Source organism: Halapricum desulfuricans, assembly GCF_017094465.1.
Lineage (GTDB): Archaea > Halobacteriota > Halobacteria > Halobacteriales > Haloarculaceae > Halapricum.
Genome location: NZ_CP064791.1, coordinates 895,147 through 908,799, shown reverse-complemented (window position 1 = coordinate 908,799; position 13,653 = coordinate 895,147). Strand labels below are relative to the sequence as shown.

The 13,653-nt window shown below is 65.2% G+C and carries 16 protein-coding genes; 7 read left to right on the top strand and 9 right to left on the bottom strand.

Features of this window, described 5'->3' with window-relative positions; genetic code table 11:
- The first annotated feature begins 4 nt into the window (after nucleotides 1–4).
- Nucleotides 5–1,162, top strand: coding sequence for a 60S ribosomal export protein NMD3 (locus tag HSEST_RS04695; protein ID WP_229122480.1), 1,158 nt, complete (start codon nucleotides 5–7; stop codon nucleotides 1,160–1,162).
- Nucleotides 1,159–2,241: a class I SAM-dependent methyltransferase gene (locus tag HSEST_RS04690; RefSeq protein ID WP_229122479.1), complete on the top strand. Its 1,083-nt coding sequence runs from the start codon at nucleotides 1,159–1,161 to the stop codon at nucleotides 2,239–2,241. The genes HSEST_RS04695 and HSEST_RS04690 overlap by 4 nt, the downstream gene beginning before the upstream one ends.
- Nucleotides 2,242–2,406: 165 nt before the next feature.
- On the opposite strand, the gene HSEST_RS04685 is transcribed toward HSEST_RS04690, so the two are convergent.
- Nucleotides 2,407–4,128 carry an ATP-dependent DNA helicase gene (locus tag HSEST_RS04685; RefSeq protein ID WP_229122478.1) on the bottom strand — a complete coding sequence of 574 codons (1,722 nt, stop codon included), beginning with the start codon at nucleotides 4,126–4,128 and terminating at the stop codon, nucleotides 2,407–2,409.
- A gap of 85 nt (nucleotides 4,129–4,213) precedes the next feature.
- Between HSEST_RS04685 and HSEST_RS04680 the strand changes: the two genes are divergently transcribed.
- A complete protein-coding gene (locus HSEST_RS04680) occupies nucleotides 4,214–5,560 on the top strand; it encodes a type IV pilin (RefSeq protein WP_229122477.1) in 1,347 nt (448 codons plus the stop codon).
- Nucleotides 5,561–5,577: 17 nt separating this feature from the next.
- Here HSEST_RS04680 and HSEST_RS04675 read toward each other — a convergent pair whose 3' ends face one another.
- Entirely contained in the window at nucleotides 5,578–5,781 is a 204-nt protein-coding gene (locus tag HSEST_RS04675; protein ID WP_229122476.1) for a DUF7561 family protein, read from the bottom strand.
- 70 nt (nucleotides 5,782–5,851) lie between these two features.
- Complete coding sequence (locus HSEST_RS04670) at nucleotides 5,852–6,025, bottom strand: DUF5786 family protein (RefSeq protein ID WP_229122472.1); 174 nt, start codon at nucleotides 6,023–6,025, stop codon at nucleotides 5,852–5,854.
- Between the two features lie 148 nt (nucleotides 6,026–6,173).
- Between HSEST_RS04670 and HSEST_RS04665 the strand changes: the two genes are divergently transcribed.
- Nucleotides 6,174–7,010, top strand: a complete 837-nt coding sequence (locus tag HSEST_RS04665) for a M48 family metallopeptidase (RefSeq protein ID WP_229122470.1) — start codon at nucleotides 6,174–6,176, stop codon at nucleotides 7,008–7,010.
- 3 nt (nucleotides 7,011–7,013) lie between these two features.
- Here the strand turns inward: HSEST_RS04665 and HSEST_RS04660 are convergent, their stop codons facing one another.
- Nucleotides 7,014–7,397, bottom strand: coding sequence for a zinc ribbon domain-containing protein (locus HSEST_RS04660; protein ID WP_229122468.1), 384 nt, complete (start codon nucleotides 7,395–7,397; stop codon nucleotides 7,014–7,016).
- Nucleotides 7,398–7,488: 91 nt separating this feature from the next.
- Here HSEST_RS04660 and HSEST_RS04655 point away from each other — a divergent pair, with 91 nt between their 5' ends.
- On the top strand, nucleotides 7,489–7,659 hold the full coding sequence (locus HSEST_RS04655) for a hypothetical protein (protein WP_229122467.1): 171 nt from the start codon (nucleotides 7,489–7,491) through the stop codon (nucleotides 7,657–7,659).
- A gap of 2 nt (nucleotides 7,660–7,661) precedes the next feature.
- On the opposite strand, the gene HSEST_RS04650 is transcribed toward HSEST_RS04655, so the two are convergent.
- Nucleotides 7,662–8,666 (bottom strand): threonine aldolase family protein, encoded by a 1,005-nt coding sequence (locus HSEST_RS04650; RefSeq protein WP_229122465.1) that lies wholly within the window; start codon nucleotides 8,664–8,666, stop codon nucleotides 7,662–7,664.
- 48 nt (nucleotides 8,667–8,714) lie between these two features.
- Nucleotides 8,715–9,056 (bottom strand): dihydroneopterin aldolase family protein, encoded by a 342-nt coding sequence (locus HSEST_RS04645; RefSeq protein WP_229122463.1) that lies wholly within the window; start codon nucleotides 9,054–9,056, stop codon nucleotides 8,715–8,717.
- A 128-nt stretch (nucleotides 9,057–9,184) separates the two neighbouring features.
- On the opposite strand from HSEST_RS04645, the gene azf reads away from it, so the two are divergent.
- Entirely contained in the window at nucleotides 9,185–9,955 is a 771-nt protein-coding gene (gene azf / locus HSEST_RS04640; RefSeq protein WP_229122459.1) for an NAD-dependent glucose-6-phosphate dehydrogenase Azf, read from the top strand.
- A gap of 322 nt (nucleotides 9,956–10,277) precedes the next feature.
- Here azf and cdd read toward each other — a convergent pair whose 3' ends face one another.
- Nucleotides 10,278–10,643 (bottom strand): cytidine deaminase, encoded by a 366-nt coding sequence (gene cdd, locus HSEST_RS04635; protein ID WP_229122457.1) that lies wholly within the window; start codon nucleotides 10,641–10,643, stop codon nucleotides 10,278–10,280.
- A gap of 78 nt (nucleotides 10,644–10,721) precedes the next feature.
- Here cdd and HSEST_RS04630 point away from each other — a divergent pair, with 78 nt between their 5' ends.
- The gene (locus HSEST_RS04630) at nucleotides 10,722–11,480 is read left to right on the top strand and encodes a DUF5673 domain-containing protein (RefSeq protein ID WP_229122455.1); all 759 of its coding nucleotides are present in this window, start codon (nucleotides 10,722–10,724) and stop codon (nucleotides 11,478–11,480) included.
- A gap of 2 nt (nucleotides 11,481–11,482) precedes the next feature.
- Here HSEST_RS04630 and HSEST_RS04625 read toward each other — a convergent pair whose 3' ends face one another.
- Nucleotides 11,483–12,847 (bottom strand): phosphomannomutase, encoded by a 1,365-nt coding sequence (locus HSEST_RS04625; RefSeq protein ID WP_229122454.1) that lies wholly within the window; start codon nucleotides 12,845–12,847, stop codon nucleotides 11,483–11,485.
- A 108-nt stretch (nucleotides 12,848–12,955) separates the two neighbouring features.
- The gene (psmB, locus tag HSEST_RS04620; protein ID WP_418886542.1) at nucleotides 12,956–13,615 is read right to left on the bottom strand and encodes an archaeal proteasome endopeptidase complex subunit beta; all 660 of its coding nucleotides are present in this window, start codon (nucleotides 13,613–13,615) and stop codon (nucleotides 12,956–12,958) included.
- Nucleotides 13,616–13,653: the final 38 nt, after the last annotated feature.

The window sequence follows — 13,653 nt, the reverse complement described above, 5'->3', positions numbered from 1 at the left end:
TCCAATGAGTCGTTCGGGCGAGTTCTGTCCGCGGTGTGGTGATCCCATCGAGCGCGACCCGGAGGTGTCCCTCCCCGAGGGGTCGGACGTGCGCGATCCGGACAGCGTGCTGTGTGACGCCTGTTACTTCGAGGAGTTCGACCTCGTGGACGCCCCCGAACAGGTGCAGGTCCGGGTCTGTGCCCGGTGTGGCGCGGTCCACAAGGGCAATCGCTGGGTCGACGTCGGTGCCGAGGACTACACCGACGTCGCCGTCGAGGCCGTCTCGGAGGCGCTGGGCGTCCACGTCGACGCCGAGGACGTCTCCTGGCAGGTCGCGCCCGAACAGGTCGACGAGACGACGATCCGGATGCACACCCAGTTCTCGGGCGTGATCCGGGGGACGCCGGTCACCGAGGAGGTCGTCGTCCCCGTGAAGATCGCCAGAGAGACCTGCAAGCGGTGCGGTCGGATCGCCGGCGGGGCCTTCGAGAGCGTCGTGCAGGTCCGGGCCGACGAGCGGACGCCGACGAGCGAGGAGATCGAGCGCGCACGGGAGATAGCCGAGGCCTACGTCGCCGAGCGCGAGGCGACCGGCGACCGCAACGCCTTCATCACCGAGACTGCCGAGGTCGCCGAGGGGCTGAACATGAAAATCTCGACCAACCAGATGGGGCAGGGAATCGCCAAACAGATCGTCGAGGAACTCGGGGGGACTTTCTCCGATTCCGAACGGCTGATTTCCGAGGACGACGACGGCAACAAACTCTATCGGGTGACCTACGCCGTCCGATTGCCGCGGTATCGCCCGGGCGAGATCATCGATCCCGAGGACGGCGACGGTCCCGTGCTGGTCCGGAGCGTCCAGGGCAATCTCAAGGGAACACGGCTGGCGTCGGGCGAGCACTACGAGGCGTCCTTCGAGGACGAGGCAGCCCCCGATGCCCGGCGGCTGGGCGAGCGCACGGACGGCGTCGAGACGACGCTGGTCGCCGTCGAGGACGCCCACGCCGTGCAGGTGCTGGATCCGGAGACCTACGAGACCAAGTCCGTCCCCCGGCCGGCGTATCTCGACACCGAGGCCGACGCGGTTCCGGTGTTGAAGAGCCGTGCCGGCCTTCACGTGCTTCCCGAGGCGGGTGACGACCGGGAGAGGGGCGAGGGTGGAGACAGCGAGCGATGACTGGGAACGAGAGTCCGTCCCGTAGCGAGGACGATCGTCTGGCCGTCGTCGTGGCCAAGCCCCGTGCGCAGGACGCGATCGACGCGCTGCAGGCCGAGGGCGTCTACGACGCCGACCGGAGCGTCTCCGAACACGGCGCGGACGCCGTCGCGATCCCCGTCACAGAATCGCCGGAAAACGTCAGCCACCGCGAGGTGGTCCGGCAGGTCGGCGAGCCGCGCCTCCGGACCCTGGAAGATCACCTCCACGAACGAGGCTGGAGCGACGACGAACTCGACGCCGCACCCGGCTCCTGGGCCGTCATCGGCTCGGTCGTCCTCGTCGATATCGGCGATGCTCCCCGCCCCGGGGAGGTCGGCCGGGCGCTGTTGACGATGCACGGCGAGGCCGATACGGTTCTCGCCCGGGGACCGATCTCGGGGACCCACCGCGAACCCGACGTGGAGGTGATCGCCGGCGAGGGCGACACCGAGACAGTCCACCGCGAGCACGGCGTCGAGTACGGGCTCGACCTCGCCGAGGTGATGTTCTCGCCGGGTAACAAGGCCGAGCGCGCGCGGATGGGAGACACAGTCGAAAGCGGCGAGCGCGTGCTCGACATGTTCGCCGGGATCGGGTACTTCACGCTGCCGATGGCCGCGGCCGACGCGGACGTGATTGCCGTCGAACACAACCCGGTCGCCTTCCAGTTCCTGCTGGAGAACGCCATGCGAAACGGCGTGCAAGACCGGGTACAGGCCTACCGGGCTGACTGCCGGGACGTCCTTGCGGAGGGGCTGGACGCCTTCGGCGAAGCCCCGACGGTCGATCGGATCGTGATGGGCTACTACGACGCGACCGAGTCCAGTGGTGACGGCGGGTTCACCTACCTCGACCCCGCGATCGGGGCGCTCGCGCCCGAGGGTGTCGTCCACGTCCACGAAGCCACACCGGAGTCGCTCGCGTTCGAGCGGCCGATCGAGCGAATCGAGGCCGCCGCCACGAACGCGGGCCGGTCGGTCGACGTGCTCGACACCCGCCGCGTAAAAGGATATAGCGAGGGGGTCGCCCACACCGTTGTGGACGCGCGAATCCGGTAGGAGACGCGAATCCGAAGGGCGCGCGGATCCGGTGGTCGTCTCGAAAAACCTAATGGTGTCGGCCGGGAAAACAGAGTATGAACCGCCAACAGATCATCGCGATCGTCCTCGTCGTACTTATGGTCGGCTCGTCGTTCGCCTACGGCGCGACGTTCCTCTTCTAGTTCACTCCGTCTCCCAGACGTCAGCGATCGGGTCGCTCGACTCGTCTGTCGAGCGCGACCGCGTCCGTGACCGCCGCTGTAGCCCCGCAGTCGCCGCTCCGGGGTCGAACGCCGGCAGATCAGGTGTCGACATGCGATCGACCTGGTCAGCGAACCACGACGGCATGTCGGTCCGCGCACGCTCGAAGAGGTCCAGTAGCGAATCGTCGGCGAGATACGTCACACCGTGATCGTCGGGCGATCGGACGACGCGACCACAGGCCTGGATCACCGTGCGCAGTGCCGTCCGGTAGTACCAGCCCCACTGCCCGTCCTCCAGACGCTGTGCGACCCGTGAGTCACGCGTGTTCGGATACGGCGCCTTCGTCAGCAGCTGCCAGCGACAGAGCGAACCCTCGAGATCCAGCGCTTCCTCCATCTTGACCGAGAGGAAGACCTCCGGCTCGTCGCTCCGTTGCCAGGCCGATAGCTGGCCGTCACGGTCCTCTTTGTCGTGGCTCCGGATCCGGCTGTCGACACCGAACTCCGCCAGCAACCGCTGTAGTTCGGCCTGGATCGCATACGAGTGACAGTGTACCAGCCCCTTCTCGTCGGGATGGCGCGCCATCAGGCGGACGAGCGTGCGGGCGATTTTCGGCAGCGTCTCCTCGCGGTGCTCGTAGGTCATCTTCCCCTGGGTAACGTCATAGAGCGGGCGGTTCTCGACGGGGAAGGTATGCGGGACGTCGACGAGCGCCACGCGGTCGGGGTCCAGTCCGACGTTCGCACAGAACGCCTCTTTGTTGAGGATCGTCGCCGACAGCAGCGCGAACTTGTTACCCCGGTCCCAGACGGTGTGTCCCAGAAAGCGCTCGGGATCGATCGGCTTGATCGTTACCGGCGATCCCTCGCCGTCCGGCTGGTCGACGACCCACGTCGTGGCCGCCTCGGGATCGCGGTACTCCTCGCGGAACCACTTGAGATCCGAGCGTAGTTGCTGCAGACGGTCACGTTGCTCGGCCTCCTCGGGGGTGATCTCGGCGTTGCCCCGCAGTTCAGTGAGGCGTCGGTCGGCCGCCTGGATCAACCCCTGCGCGTAGGCGTCGGCGTCTTCCAGATCGTCGATCGCGGGCGGTTCGCGGGCGTCCCAGACCGGCACAGTGTCGGGCCGCAAGTCGATGGCCGCGTACATCTCGGCCCACTCGCCCAGCCCGTGGGCCTCGTCGATGACGACCACGTCGCGAGCGCCGAAGACGTCGCTGCCGGCGGTCTGCATGAAGTACGCGAGCGTCATGGCAGCGATCCGGCGGTTGGCCGCGATGGCCCGGTCTGAAAAGTACGGACAGCGGTGTTTGACCTGACACTCGAACTCCCGTTCACGGACGCAGGGTGCCTGGTCGACGGGCGTGTCAGTCTCGCCCGGCAGGATGCAGTCGTAATTGTTCTTGCCGCGGATGATTGAGAGGTCTTCGAGTAGCGGATCCTCGGCAACGTCGTCGAGTTGGGAAACCTGCGGCGTGGTGTAATAGGCGTCGATGGGCTGGCTCGCCGAGGCCTGGCTCCCCTCGCGGGCACAGCCGGCGATCGCTCGCGCCAGCAGGGACTTGCCGCTGCCGGTCGGCGCGCGGACGAGGACGACGTCGTTGCCGGTCTCGAACGCCGCTCGGATGTCCACGAGGGCCTGCTGCTGGGCACCTCTGTATTCGGGGGCGGGAAAACCCTCCTCGATGCGAGACGGGTCCACGTACAGGGGGCAGAGCGGGGCGGTCGTAAACGCTCCGATCCCGAAGGATGGGTATTTATTTCCCGCAGCTGTGTCGGATATAACGATGGCTCGATCGTATACGAGACGCCGTCTACTCCGGATCACGAGCGCAGGGGCGGTCGGCTGTCTGGCGGGGTGTAACGGTCTCGATGGGGGAGACGACAGCGGCGATACGACGCCCACGACGACAGCGGGTGAGAGAAGCGCGGAACGGCCGTCCGAACTCAACGTGGTCCCGGAGGGTGCGACAATGGTGGCACACGTCGACGTCACCGCGCTGCTCGATAGTCCGGTCGGCGAGAGTGCCATCGAGGGTGCGCTCTCGTCGGTGGCCGCACAGCGACCGACCTACGACGGTCCCGAAAGCTACGAGGAGGCACTCGATGCCGTCGAAACCGGGTGGGAACTGGATCCTCGTGGCGTCAGTTCGGTGACGGCGTTCGTCGGCGACCGGACCGGCGGGGAGATCGCGTTCGTCGCCGAGACGAACTACGACGAGTCGGAGGTGGTCGAGATGCTGGAGACGAGAGGAACGGTCTCCGAGGAAACCTACGAGGATGTGGCGGTCCACGTTGACCCGACCGACAGCGCGCTCGGTGTACTGGGTGACGGTCGGTACGTCGTCGGTCGGACCGACACTGTCGAGTCGGTCGTCGACGTTACGAACGGCAACGAAGACGCCGTCAGCGGTGTGGTCGTCACAGCGTACGGGCACGCACCGTCAGGCCCGATCCGGTTCGGCACTGTCGTACCGGATGCGTGGGGCCAACAGTCCACGAACGCGCTGACTGTCGTCGAAACGATCCGGGGCGGGATGTCGACTGAGGAGGGTCAGCACCGACTCGTCGTCGAGATGGAAACCACCGACGCCGACGCCGCCGGACGACTCACGACGGGACTCGAAGACGGTCTCGCGGAGTTCCAGCCCCGGATGGAAAGGGAATCGGGACCGCTCGATGACGCGTTCTCCCGACTCGACGACATCGCCGTCCGGCGGGACGGCTCGACCGTGTCGATGATGCATACTGCCGGTGCCGAGGTGACCGGCGATCTTATCGCAGTGGTCGTCGCCGTCGTCGGGACGTTCGTGCTCGGACTCGGTGAAACGCAGGAAGCGACACATCCACGCGCGTCGTTCGAATTCGATTACGACGCCGACGCGGGAACCGTGACGATCACCCACCAGGGCGGCGATACGATCGACGGTTCGAACCTCTACGTTCGCGGGACGACCGGCAACGGTGCGATCGACGCCCAGTGGGCGGCCGACTACGGCGTCAACCAGGTCTGGTCCGGGGAAAGCGTCACCGTTGCAGACGTCTCTGACGCGTTCGAACTGCGGGTCGTCTGGGACCCGTCGGACCAGGATATATCAGCGGTGCTGGCCGTGATGGTCGGACCCGGAACGTGATGCGGAGCGTGGCTGGACTACAGATCGTCGATATCGGCGGCCGTCACGTCCCGGTCGTCGGGCAGGCGCTCGACACAGTCGAAACAGAGGAAGTGCTCGCTACCGTCGGCCAGCTCGAGGGAGACGCCGCCGGTCGAGCCCCCTGCCTGGCTCCAGAAGTCGCTGATCCCGCCGGCGATGCGGACATCCTCACCACATCCGTCACACGGCTGTGTCGTCATTAGCGAGACTTGCCACTGAACGAGCAAGTACCCGTCGCTGTACGACAGGACAGATCAACTCAGCCGGCCGTCAGGAGGACTTGATCTCTTCGAACTGATCGAGGAGCTCCTCGGTCGATTCACCGCCGCCGTAATCGACGCTGCCGTGATAGGTCGTCCGCTTGTCGTCGAAGCTCGCGTCGACCTCGCTGTTTTTGCGCTCACGGCGTTCGTGCTCGTCATCATCGAATGCGCCCATCGACATTGTGAACCACACTCGAACTTATCCGTTCTCGCTTATCAATGTAACGCTGTACCACGGGGTAGTATCACACGAACGTGTCACGGTAGCATCGTGTCTGCACGGCGCGACAGGAAGCTTATAGGTCTCGACGGGCAACAACCGGATACACATGCGACACGTTGGTCTCAAGCTCCGAATGGCGATCGTCGGATCGATCCTGTTCGGGTTCTACGCAGTCATCGCTGCCGCGCTCTATGCGGCGTTTGGTGGATCGACGGCGGTCCTCGCGCTCGTACTCGCGGGGAGCGTCCTGCTGATCGGCGTCCAGTACAAGGTCGGCAAATGGGGCGCCCTACGAAGCGTCAACGCCCAGGACATGCCCGAAGACGATCGCCGCTTCCGGGAGATCCATCGCTCGGTCGAGCGCCTGAGCGACGACATGGGCATCGACAAGCCGCGCCTGATGATCGCTGACATGGGCGTCCCCAACGCCTTCGCAGTCGGTCGCAAGGGGGCCGGCGTCGTGGTCGTCTCCAGCCAGCTCATCCAGGTGCTCGATCACGACGAGTTGGAAGGTGTGCTCGCACACGAGCTCGCGCATATCCGCAACCGGGACGTGGTGACGATGGTCATCGGCCAGGGGATCGCTACGATCGTTGGCCTCGTCGCACAGTTTGCCGTGATCTTCCTCGGCGACAACGACATCGCCGACCTCTTTCTGGGGATCATCGTGGGTAACATCGTCCAGTTCCTCGTGATGCTGTTCGTGCTGGCGATCTCCCGGTATCGGGAGTACGTCGCCGACAGCGATGCGGCCGGTGCCATCGGTCGTGGCGAACCGCTCGCACGCGCACTGGAGAAGATCAGCAACGCGGATCACAGCCGATCCCGGGTCAGTGAGGAGGCCAGCGCGCTCTGTATTTTCAGCGAATCGAGAAGTCTCCTCTCGAAACTCGTCTCGACGCACCCGCCGACGGAGAAACGTATCCAGAAGCTCCGGTCCTGAGGATTACCCCTCGACCTCACGCACCTCGAACCGCTCGAAGCGGGTCGTACACCACGGACAGAAATCCAGATCGAGATCGAGCGGACGCCCGCAAGCGGGACAGTTGACGGTCTCGGTGTCCCGTGTGACTCGCCCCTTCCGCCGTTCGAGTAACGCGATCGTAAAGGCATCCAGGACACTCAGCGTGACGACCGCCATCGACGGCACGAACTCCAGTAGCGACGCACCCATGGGATCAGGTGCCCAGATGAAAACCGCGAGCACCGCGGCCGCGAGCCAGCCGACCGCACGCCGGACTCGCCGGAGATACAGGTGACCGAGCCCGGTAACGATCGAACCGAGAAGTGCCGCGATCCACGGCCGAAGATCGATACGACGTTCGGTCATGTATTGACTGAACGTTTAGTCAGGCTTGAAAGCTTCGTTTGGAGAACCCCTCCCCGAAAGGCCTTTTTTACGCGGCCGGGAACCCACGTGTATGAATCTCGCCATCGCCCTGTTCAGTGTCTTCGGCATCGAAATCGACCCGGTCCTGATCGGCCTCGTCGTGGTCATGCTCGGGTTCGTGTTCTACATCTACCTGTTCGTACGTCGGACCGTGACCGGCTTTCAAGAGGGGCTCGACGAGAGTCGCGGACGCGACCGGTAGTTCTAGACGCCTCTGGCGCGTTCGACCGTCGTTTCGATATCTTCGTCGTCGATATCCCAGTGGGTACAGAGGCGAATCGTATGCTCGCCGAAGGCGCTCCCCATCACGTCCCGTTCTCCCAATCGATCCAGGACTTCCCGTGCGGGTTCGTCGGTTTCGACCAGTACGATATTCGTCTCCGGTTGCGGTACGGTCATCCCTTCGACATCGTCGAGACCAGCCGCGAGTTCGCGAGCGCGTCGGTGGTCCTCTTGCAGTCGGTCCCGGTTTTCAAGCGCGAGTAACCCCGGCGCGGCGACGATCCCCGCCTGGCGCATGCCACCGCCCATGAGCTTGCGAACGCGGCGAGCGCGCTCGATGAAGTCGCTGCTGCCCGCGAGCATCGAGCCGATTGGCGCCCCGAGTCCCTTCGAGAGGCAGCTCATCACCGAGTCGGCCTCACGGGCGATCCGGGCGGCCGGCACGTCCAGCGCGGCCGCGGCGTTGAACAGCCGCGCCCCGTCGAGGTGGACAGGTACGCCGCGCTCGTGGGCGGCCTCGGCGGCAGCGTCAATATGCTCGGGAGCGATTGCAGTCCCGCCTTTGGCGTTGTGCGTGTTCTCCAGGACGAGCAGGCCGGTCCCGGGCCGGTGGTCGTCGGCTTGGACGTAGCCGTTTCGCACCTGTTCGGGGGCGATCACGCCGCGTTCGCCGCCGTCCAGCGTGCGGGCCTGGACCTGGCTGTGCTGGGCGATCCCGCCGAGTTCCCACTTGTAGGTATGACACGCTTCTTCGAGGAGGACTTCCTGGCCGCGCTCGGTATGTGTTCGGACGGCGATCTGGTTGCCCATCGTCCCGGAGGGGACGTACAGGGCGGCTTCCTTCCCGAGTAGGTCGGCCGCGCGAGACTGGAGTTCGTTGACTGTCGGGTCCTCGCCGTAGACGTCGTCGCCCACGTCGGCGTCGGCGGCGGCCGCACGCATTGCGTCGCTGGGTGTCGTGACGGTATCACTCCGAAGGTCGATCATAGGTCGACTTCACAGCCGGTGGACAAAAGACTGGCCGCCGCAATCGCTTCACCTGACTTCGTCGAGCCGCATCAGTGGGTACCCGTCTTCCATCTCCATTCGTGCGATAACAGTCGTTCCCTCGTAGGCAATCGTCAGCTCGACGTCCAGAAACGCCCCAGTGAGCTCGGTGTAATCGGCGCTACCCGCCTCGATCGCGTCCGCGAGTTCACCCATCCGGATGCCGACTGTCACGGACTCACAGTAGGGTTGGTTCTCGATTGCCTCCTCCATCGCGGTCGCGAGGCTGTCGGCACTCGCGGGACTGATCGGCGTGCCGGCGAACTGGTGGTACAGCGATCCGAACTTGATCCCGGCCTCGAAGCAGGCCCGCTCGGCGTCGGTGGGCATACCTGTCCACTCGCGGGCCAGCGCCAAACGCGCTTCGACCCGACGGAGACCGCATGGCATCGTCCAACAGGGGCCGTTCGCGGGGCGAACCGCATCTTACTTACTGACCGGTCGCACAGATACACTCGATGGACGATCCCGTTCTGCTCACGGGTGCTGGCGGTCGCGTCGGCGAGGCGATCCTCGACGGACTCGCCGAAGAATACGAGTGGCGACTGCTCTTGCATAGCCCGCCGGACGAGGAACCGGACCACGAGTATATGATCGGCGACGTCACCGACGAAGCGCTCGTCCGGGCGGCCGTCGAGGGCGTCGGAGCGATCATCCACCTCGCCGGCGACCCCCGGCCGGAAGCCTCCTGGGACAGCGTCCTGGAGAACAACATCGACGGCACCCAGAAGATCTACGAGGCCGCTGTCGACGAGGGTGTCGAGAAGTTCGTCTACGCCTCCTCGAACCACGCCGTCGGCGCCTTCGAGACCGACCAGCGCACGCCCGAGATGTACCGCGAGGACGACGAATTCTTGCTCGACGGAACCGAACTACCCCGTCCGGGCAATCTCTACGGCGTCTCGAAAGCGACGGGCGAGGTGCTCGGCCGATATTATCACGACACCTACGGTATCGACGTCTGCAACATCCGGATCGGGAACCTCACCAAGGGGCATCCACCGATCGATTACGAGCGCGGCCAGGCGATGTGGCTCTCCTATCCCGACTGTGCACACATTCACCAGCGGGCCCTGGAGGCCGACTACGACTTCGAGATCGTCTACGGCATCTCCGACAACGACCGTAAGTACTACTCCATCAAGCGCGCCCGCGAGGCGCTGGGCTATGACCCACAGGACAACTCCGCGCACTTCGACGGCGAAGAAAAGGTCGTTCCCGATAGCTAAGGCGGTCTACGCAACTCTGAATTGCTGCCAGTTCTCAGATCGCGCTTTCGTAGCCATACATAGTCAGTAGGGTGGGGGCCACCATTCTACAGTCGCCGCCGCTTCCAAGGATCTCCGCCCGTAATATCGTGTATGTCGTTCACAGGTTCGGGTAAGGATCTGGAATGTCGCTGCACGCGCTGCAAGTACAACAACAACGGGACGTGCGGGTACCAGGGACGGCTTCGGATCAACCAAAATGGGGAATGTGAAATGATGGAAACCGGGTTCGAAGGCCCTCCCGGACCACACGGCGAAAGCAAGGGCGAGTGACGCTGGTCGGTCAACGCTCCGGGAGCAGTTCGCCCAGCGTGTACGTGGCGGTCGTCTCGCCTTCGTCACAGTGAATCTCCAAGTCGTCCCCGCAGAACTCCGCGAGGGTTTGACGACACGTCCCACAGGGCGTGACGCCGTCGCGCTCGCCCGAGGAGACGGCGACCGCGTCGAACTCTCGGTGGCCGGCCTGGACGGCGTTGCTGATCGCCAGCGCCTCGGCGTGAACGCTATTCGTGTAGTTTTCGTTCTCGACGTTACACCCGGTGAACACGGTGCTGTCAGCCGTTCGGATGGCTGCGCCGACCGGATATTCAGAATATGGCGTATACGAGGAAGACGCCGCCTCGCGAGCGCGTTCGGTGAGGTTGTCCATAGCGACCAGTCCGAGCGAAGCGGGAAATAGGCTGGGTCCCGATAGCTTTTCGTCCGGACAGTCCGTCAGGGCTGCACGATGCGACGGTTTGCCCTCCGAGCGACACTGATACTGTACGCGACGCTGTTGGTCGGTCCCATCGGATCGGTGCTCCCAGGCAACGAGTGGGCGCTGTTCGTGGCTGGCGGCGGCGTCGGTGCAGTCGTCGGACTGGTCGCGACTGACATCCGAGAACCCGAGCAGTTCGTCCACACGGCGCCCCGCGGTATCGCTGGCTTCCTGCTCCCGCTGGCGTGGCTCGTTCCAGCCATTACACGCGCTGAGTCGGCCGTTTCACTGTTCGTCAGCCCGTGGTTTTTCGGATCGGTCGCTGCCCTCGTATGGCTCGTCGCGCTCCTGCTCGGCCACGAAATTCGACAGAACCGACTACAGGAGGAACTGACGACGCTCGTTTCCTTCGAAGCTGGACCGCCCGCAAAAGTGCGAAGACAGGCGAAATACGCCGTCAGCGCCCTCTTCGTAGTGGTCGCCGTTGCCATCGCCAGTATCGTCGTGATCGGCGGTGAGACTGATCTGACGGCGTTCGTCTGGCTGCCCGCTATGCTCCCGGTGTGGCTCAACCTGTTCACTGACCAGAAACAGTCCGCCGAGATCACCGACGAGGGGATTTTCCTGCAGGCGACGCTACACGAATGGGAGACGATCGATGGGTACGAGCACACTGAGGGCGAACTTGCGATCACGCGCAGCGACTGGTACCGATCAGCGATGCGCTTCGATCCCGACCACATCGACGACATCGAAGCCGTAACGGATGCTCTCGACCAGTTCGTGTGATCTCACGGGCCTCGCACGTCTTCGACAGCGTCTGCGACGACCGATTGGACGTCCGCGAGCATCGCCTCGACGTCCTCGCTCTCGACGTAGACGCGGACGTACGGTTCGGTCCCGCTCGGCCGGACGAGCGTCCAGGACCCGTCAGGGAATGACAGACGCACGCCGTGCTCCAGGGACACCTCGGCGTCGGGGAACGCCTCGGGCAACTGCGTTTCGAGGGCATCCATCGCTGCCGACTTGTGCTCGTCCGGACAGCGCACGGGATCCTTGCGGTAGGGCCGGTCGGTCACCGGCTGCCGCAGCGCGTCGAGGCCGACGTTGGCGACGAGACGGGCGAACACCGCCGCGCTGGCAACGCCGTCGATCCACCCGCCCAACGTGGGATGGATGTGTTTCCAGGGTTCGGCGGCGAAGACGATCTCCGTGTCCTCGCTGGCGTCGGCCCGGATCGCCGCGATGCCCTCGTGAAGCACACCGAGACCGGTTCGCTCGACGCGACCGCCGACGGCTTCGACCCGTTCGTCGATCCGGCCGGACGCGTTGGGCGTCGTCAGGACGACCGGGTCGGCCGCGTCGCTGGCACGCGTGTAGTGTTCGGCCAGGATCGCCAGCACGGTGTCCTCGTGGACGATCCCGCCGTCGCTGTCGACGATGACGATCCGGTCGGCGTCACCGTCGTGGCCGATCCCCAGATCGACGTCCGGGTTGTCCGCGACGAACGAGCGCAATCCGGTCAGCGTCTCCGGCGTGGGTTTGCTGCCACGGGCGTCGAAGTGGCTGTCGACGTTGGCGTTGAGCGCCCGCACGTCGCCGCCGAGTTCCTGGAGGACCTGCGGCGTCGCCAGCGACGCCATCCCGTTGCCACAGTCTATCGCGACGGTGAGGCCATCCAGCGGCTCGCCGTGGCCATCGGCGTAGTCGGCGATCGTCCCTCTGTACGTCCCTAACACGTCCGCGCGTTCGACGGTCCCCCACTCGTCCCAGGGTGCCGGCTCGAGGCCACTCTCGACGCGTCGCTCGATCCGGTCCTCGGCGTCGCCGTCGAACTCGACGCCGTCGACGAACAGCTTGATCCCGTTGTCCGCCGGCGGGTTGTGGCTCGCCGTCAACATGATACCGTACCGGCCGCGTGATGCCCACGCCAGCGCCGGCGTCGGTACCTGCCCGAGTCGGACGACCCGAGCGCCGGCACTCTCCAGGCCGGCCTCGACAGCCGCAGCCAGCGCGACACCGGACTGGCGGCCGTCCCGTCCGACGACAACAGTGTCCGCCTCGCGGCCGACCGCACGACCGACCGACAGCGCGAGTTCAGGCGTGACAGTCTCCTCGACGGAACCTCGTATCCCGGCCGTTCCGAACAGACCCATATCCGGCGTTACTTCGGAGACACAAATAGGCTATCGGCTGGAGCGCGACTGGAGAGACACAATCAACTACAAAACGGTCGTACGCGCTGCTGTCGCACGTCGTGGATCCTAGATGTCGTAGTCGTCGTAGGTCGTGATATCGACACCGTCCTCGGTGACTTCGGCGACACAGAGCCCGTTGCCCGATCCGGTGTCGCGCTCGGCGGCCGCCTCGATCGAGACGGCGGCGACCTCGGTGGCCTGCTCGATGCTCATGTCCGGTTCGTACCGGTCCTCGAGGGTCCCGTATGCGACAGTCAATCCGGATCCCGTAACGGTGTAGTCGTCCTCCATAACGCCGCCGGCGGGGTCGATGCTGTAGACGTGGCTCCCCTCCTCGTCGATACCGCCCAGGATCGGGTTGATCGCCAGGAACGGCCCGCCGCGAGCGAAGTTGCCCGCCAGCGTCGAGAGTGCCTGCATGCTCATACCCTTCCCGCGGCGCGTCTCGTAGAGGTTGACCTCCGCGCGTAGCGTCCGGATGAACGACTGTGCGCCGCCGACGCTGCCGACGAGCGTGAGCGCGGCGGTCGGGTGGATCTGCTCGACTTTCTGGACGTCCTTGTTCGAGACGAACCGGCCGCCGAGGCTGGCCCGCCGATCGGTCGCGACGACGACGCCGTCCGCAGTCGCGATACCGATGGTCGTCGTCCCGGTCTTGTTGACGGCGTCCTCGTCGCGCTCGCCGCTGGGGAGCGAGCCCAGTTCGGGATCGAAGGCCGATTCCATCCGCCGGCCTCCGGTGGAGTGGGGCAACTCCGGCCCCG

Coding starts and splice junctions, on each gene's coding strand:
- HSEST_RS04695 (WP_229122480.1), top strand. CDS start 5: ATGAGTCGTTCGGGCGAGTTCTGTCCGCGGTGTGGTGATCCCATCGAG.
- HSEST_RS04690 (WP_229122479.1), top strand. CDS start 1,159: ATGACTGGGAACGAGAGTCCGTCCCGTAGCGAGGACGATCGTCTGGCC.
- HSEST_RS04680 (WP_229122477.1), top strand. CDS start 4,214: ATGGCTCGATCGTATACGAGACGCCGTCTACTCCGGATCACGAGCGCA.
- HSEST_RS04675 (WP_229122476.1), bottom strand. CDS start 5,781: ATGACGACACAGCCGTGTGACGGATGTGGTGAGGATGTCCGCATCGCC.
- HSEST_RS04670 (WP_229122472.1), bottom strand. CDS start 6,025: ATGTCGATGGGCGCATTCGATGATGACGAGCACGAACGCCGTGAGCGC.
- HSEST_RS04665 (WP_229122470.1), top strand. CDS start 6,174: ATGCGACACGTTGGTCTCAAGCTCCGAATGGCGATCGTCGGATCGATC.
- HSEST_RS04660 (WP_229122468.1), bottom strand. CDS start 7,397: ATGACCGAACGTCGTATCGATCTTCGGCCGTGGATCGCGGCACTTCTC.
- HSEST_RS04655 (WP_229122467.1), top strand. CDS start 7,489: ATGAATCTCGCCATCGCCCTGTTCAGTGTCTTCGGCATCGAAATCGAC.
- HSEST_RS04650 (WP_229122465.1), bottom strand. CDS start 8,666: ATGATCGACCTTCGGAGTGATACCGTCACGACACCCAGCGACGCAATG.
- HSEST_RS04645 (WP_229122463.1), bottom strand. CDS start 9,056: ATGCCCACCGACGCCGAGCGGGCCTGCTTCGAGGCCGGGATCAAGTTC.
- azf (WP_229122459.1), top strand. CDS start 9,185: ATGGACGATCCCGTTCTGCTCACGGGTGCTGGCGGTCGCGTCGGCGAG.
- cdd (WP_229122457.1), bottom strand. CDS start 10,643: ATGGACAACCTCACCGAACGCGCTCGCGAGGCGGCGTCTTCCTCGTAT.
- HSEST_RS04630 (WP_229122455.1), top strand. CDS start 10,722: ATGCGACGGTTTGCCCTCCGAGCGACACTGATACTGTACGCGACGCTG.
- HSEST_RS04625 (WP_229122454.1), bottom strand. CDS start 12,847: ATGGGTCTGTTCGGAACGGCCGGGATACGAGGTTCCGTCGAGGAGACT.
- psmB (WP_418886542.1), bottom strand. CDS start 13,615: ATGGAATCGGCCTTCGATCCCGAACTGGGCTCGCTCCCCAGCGGCGAG.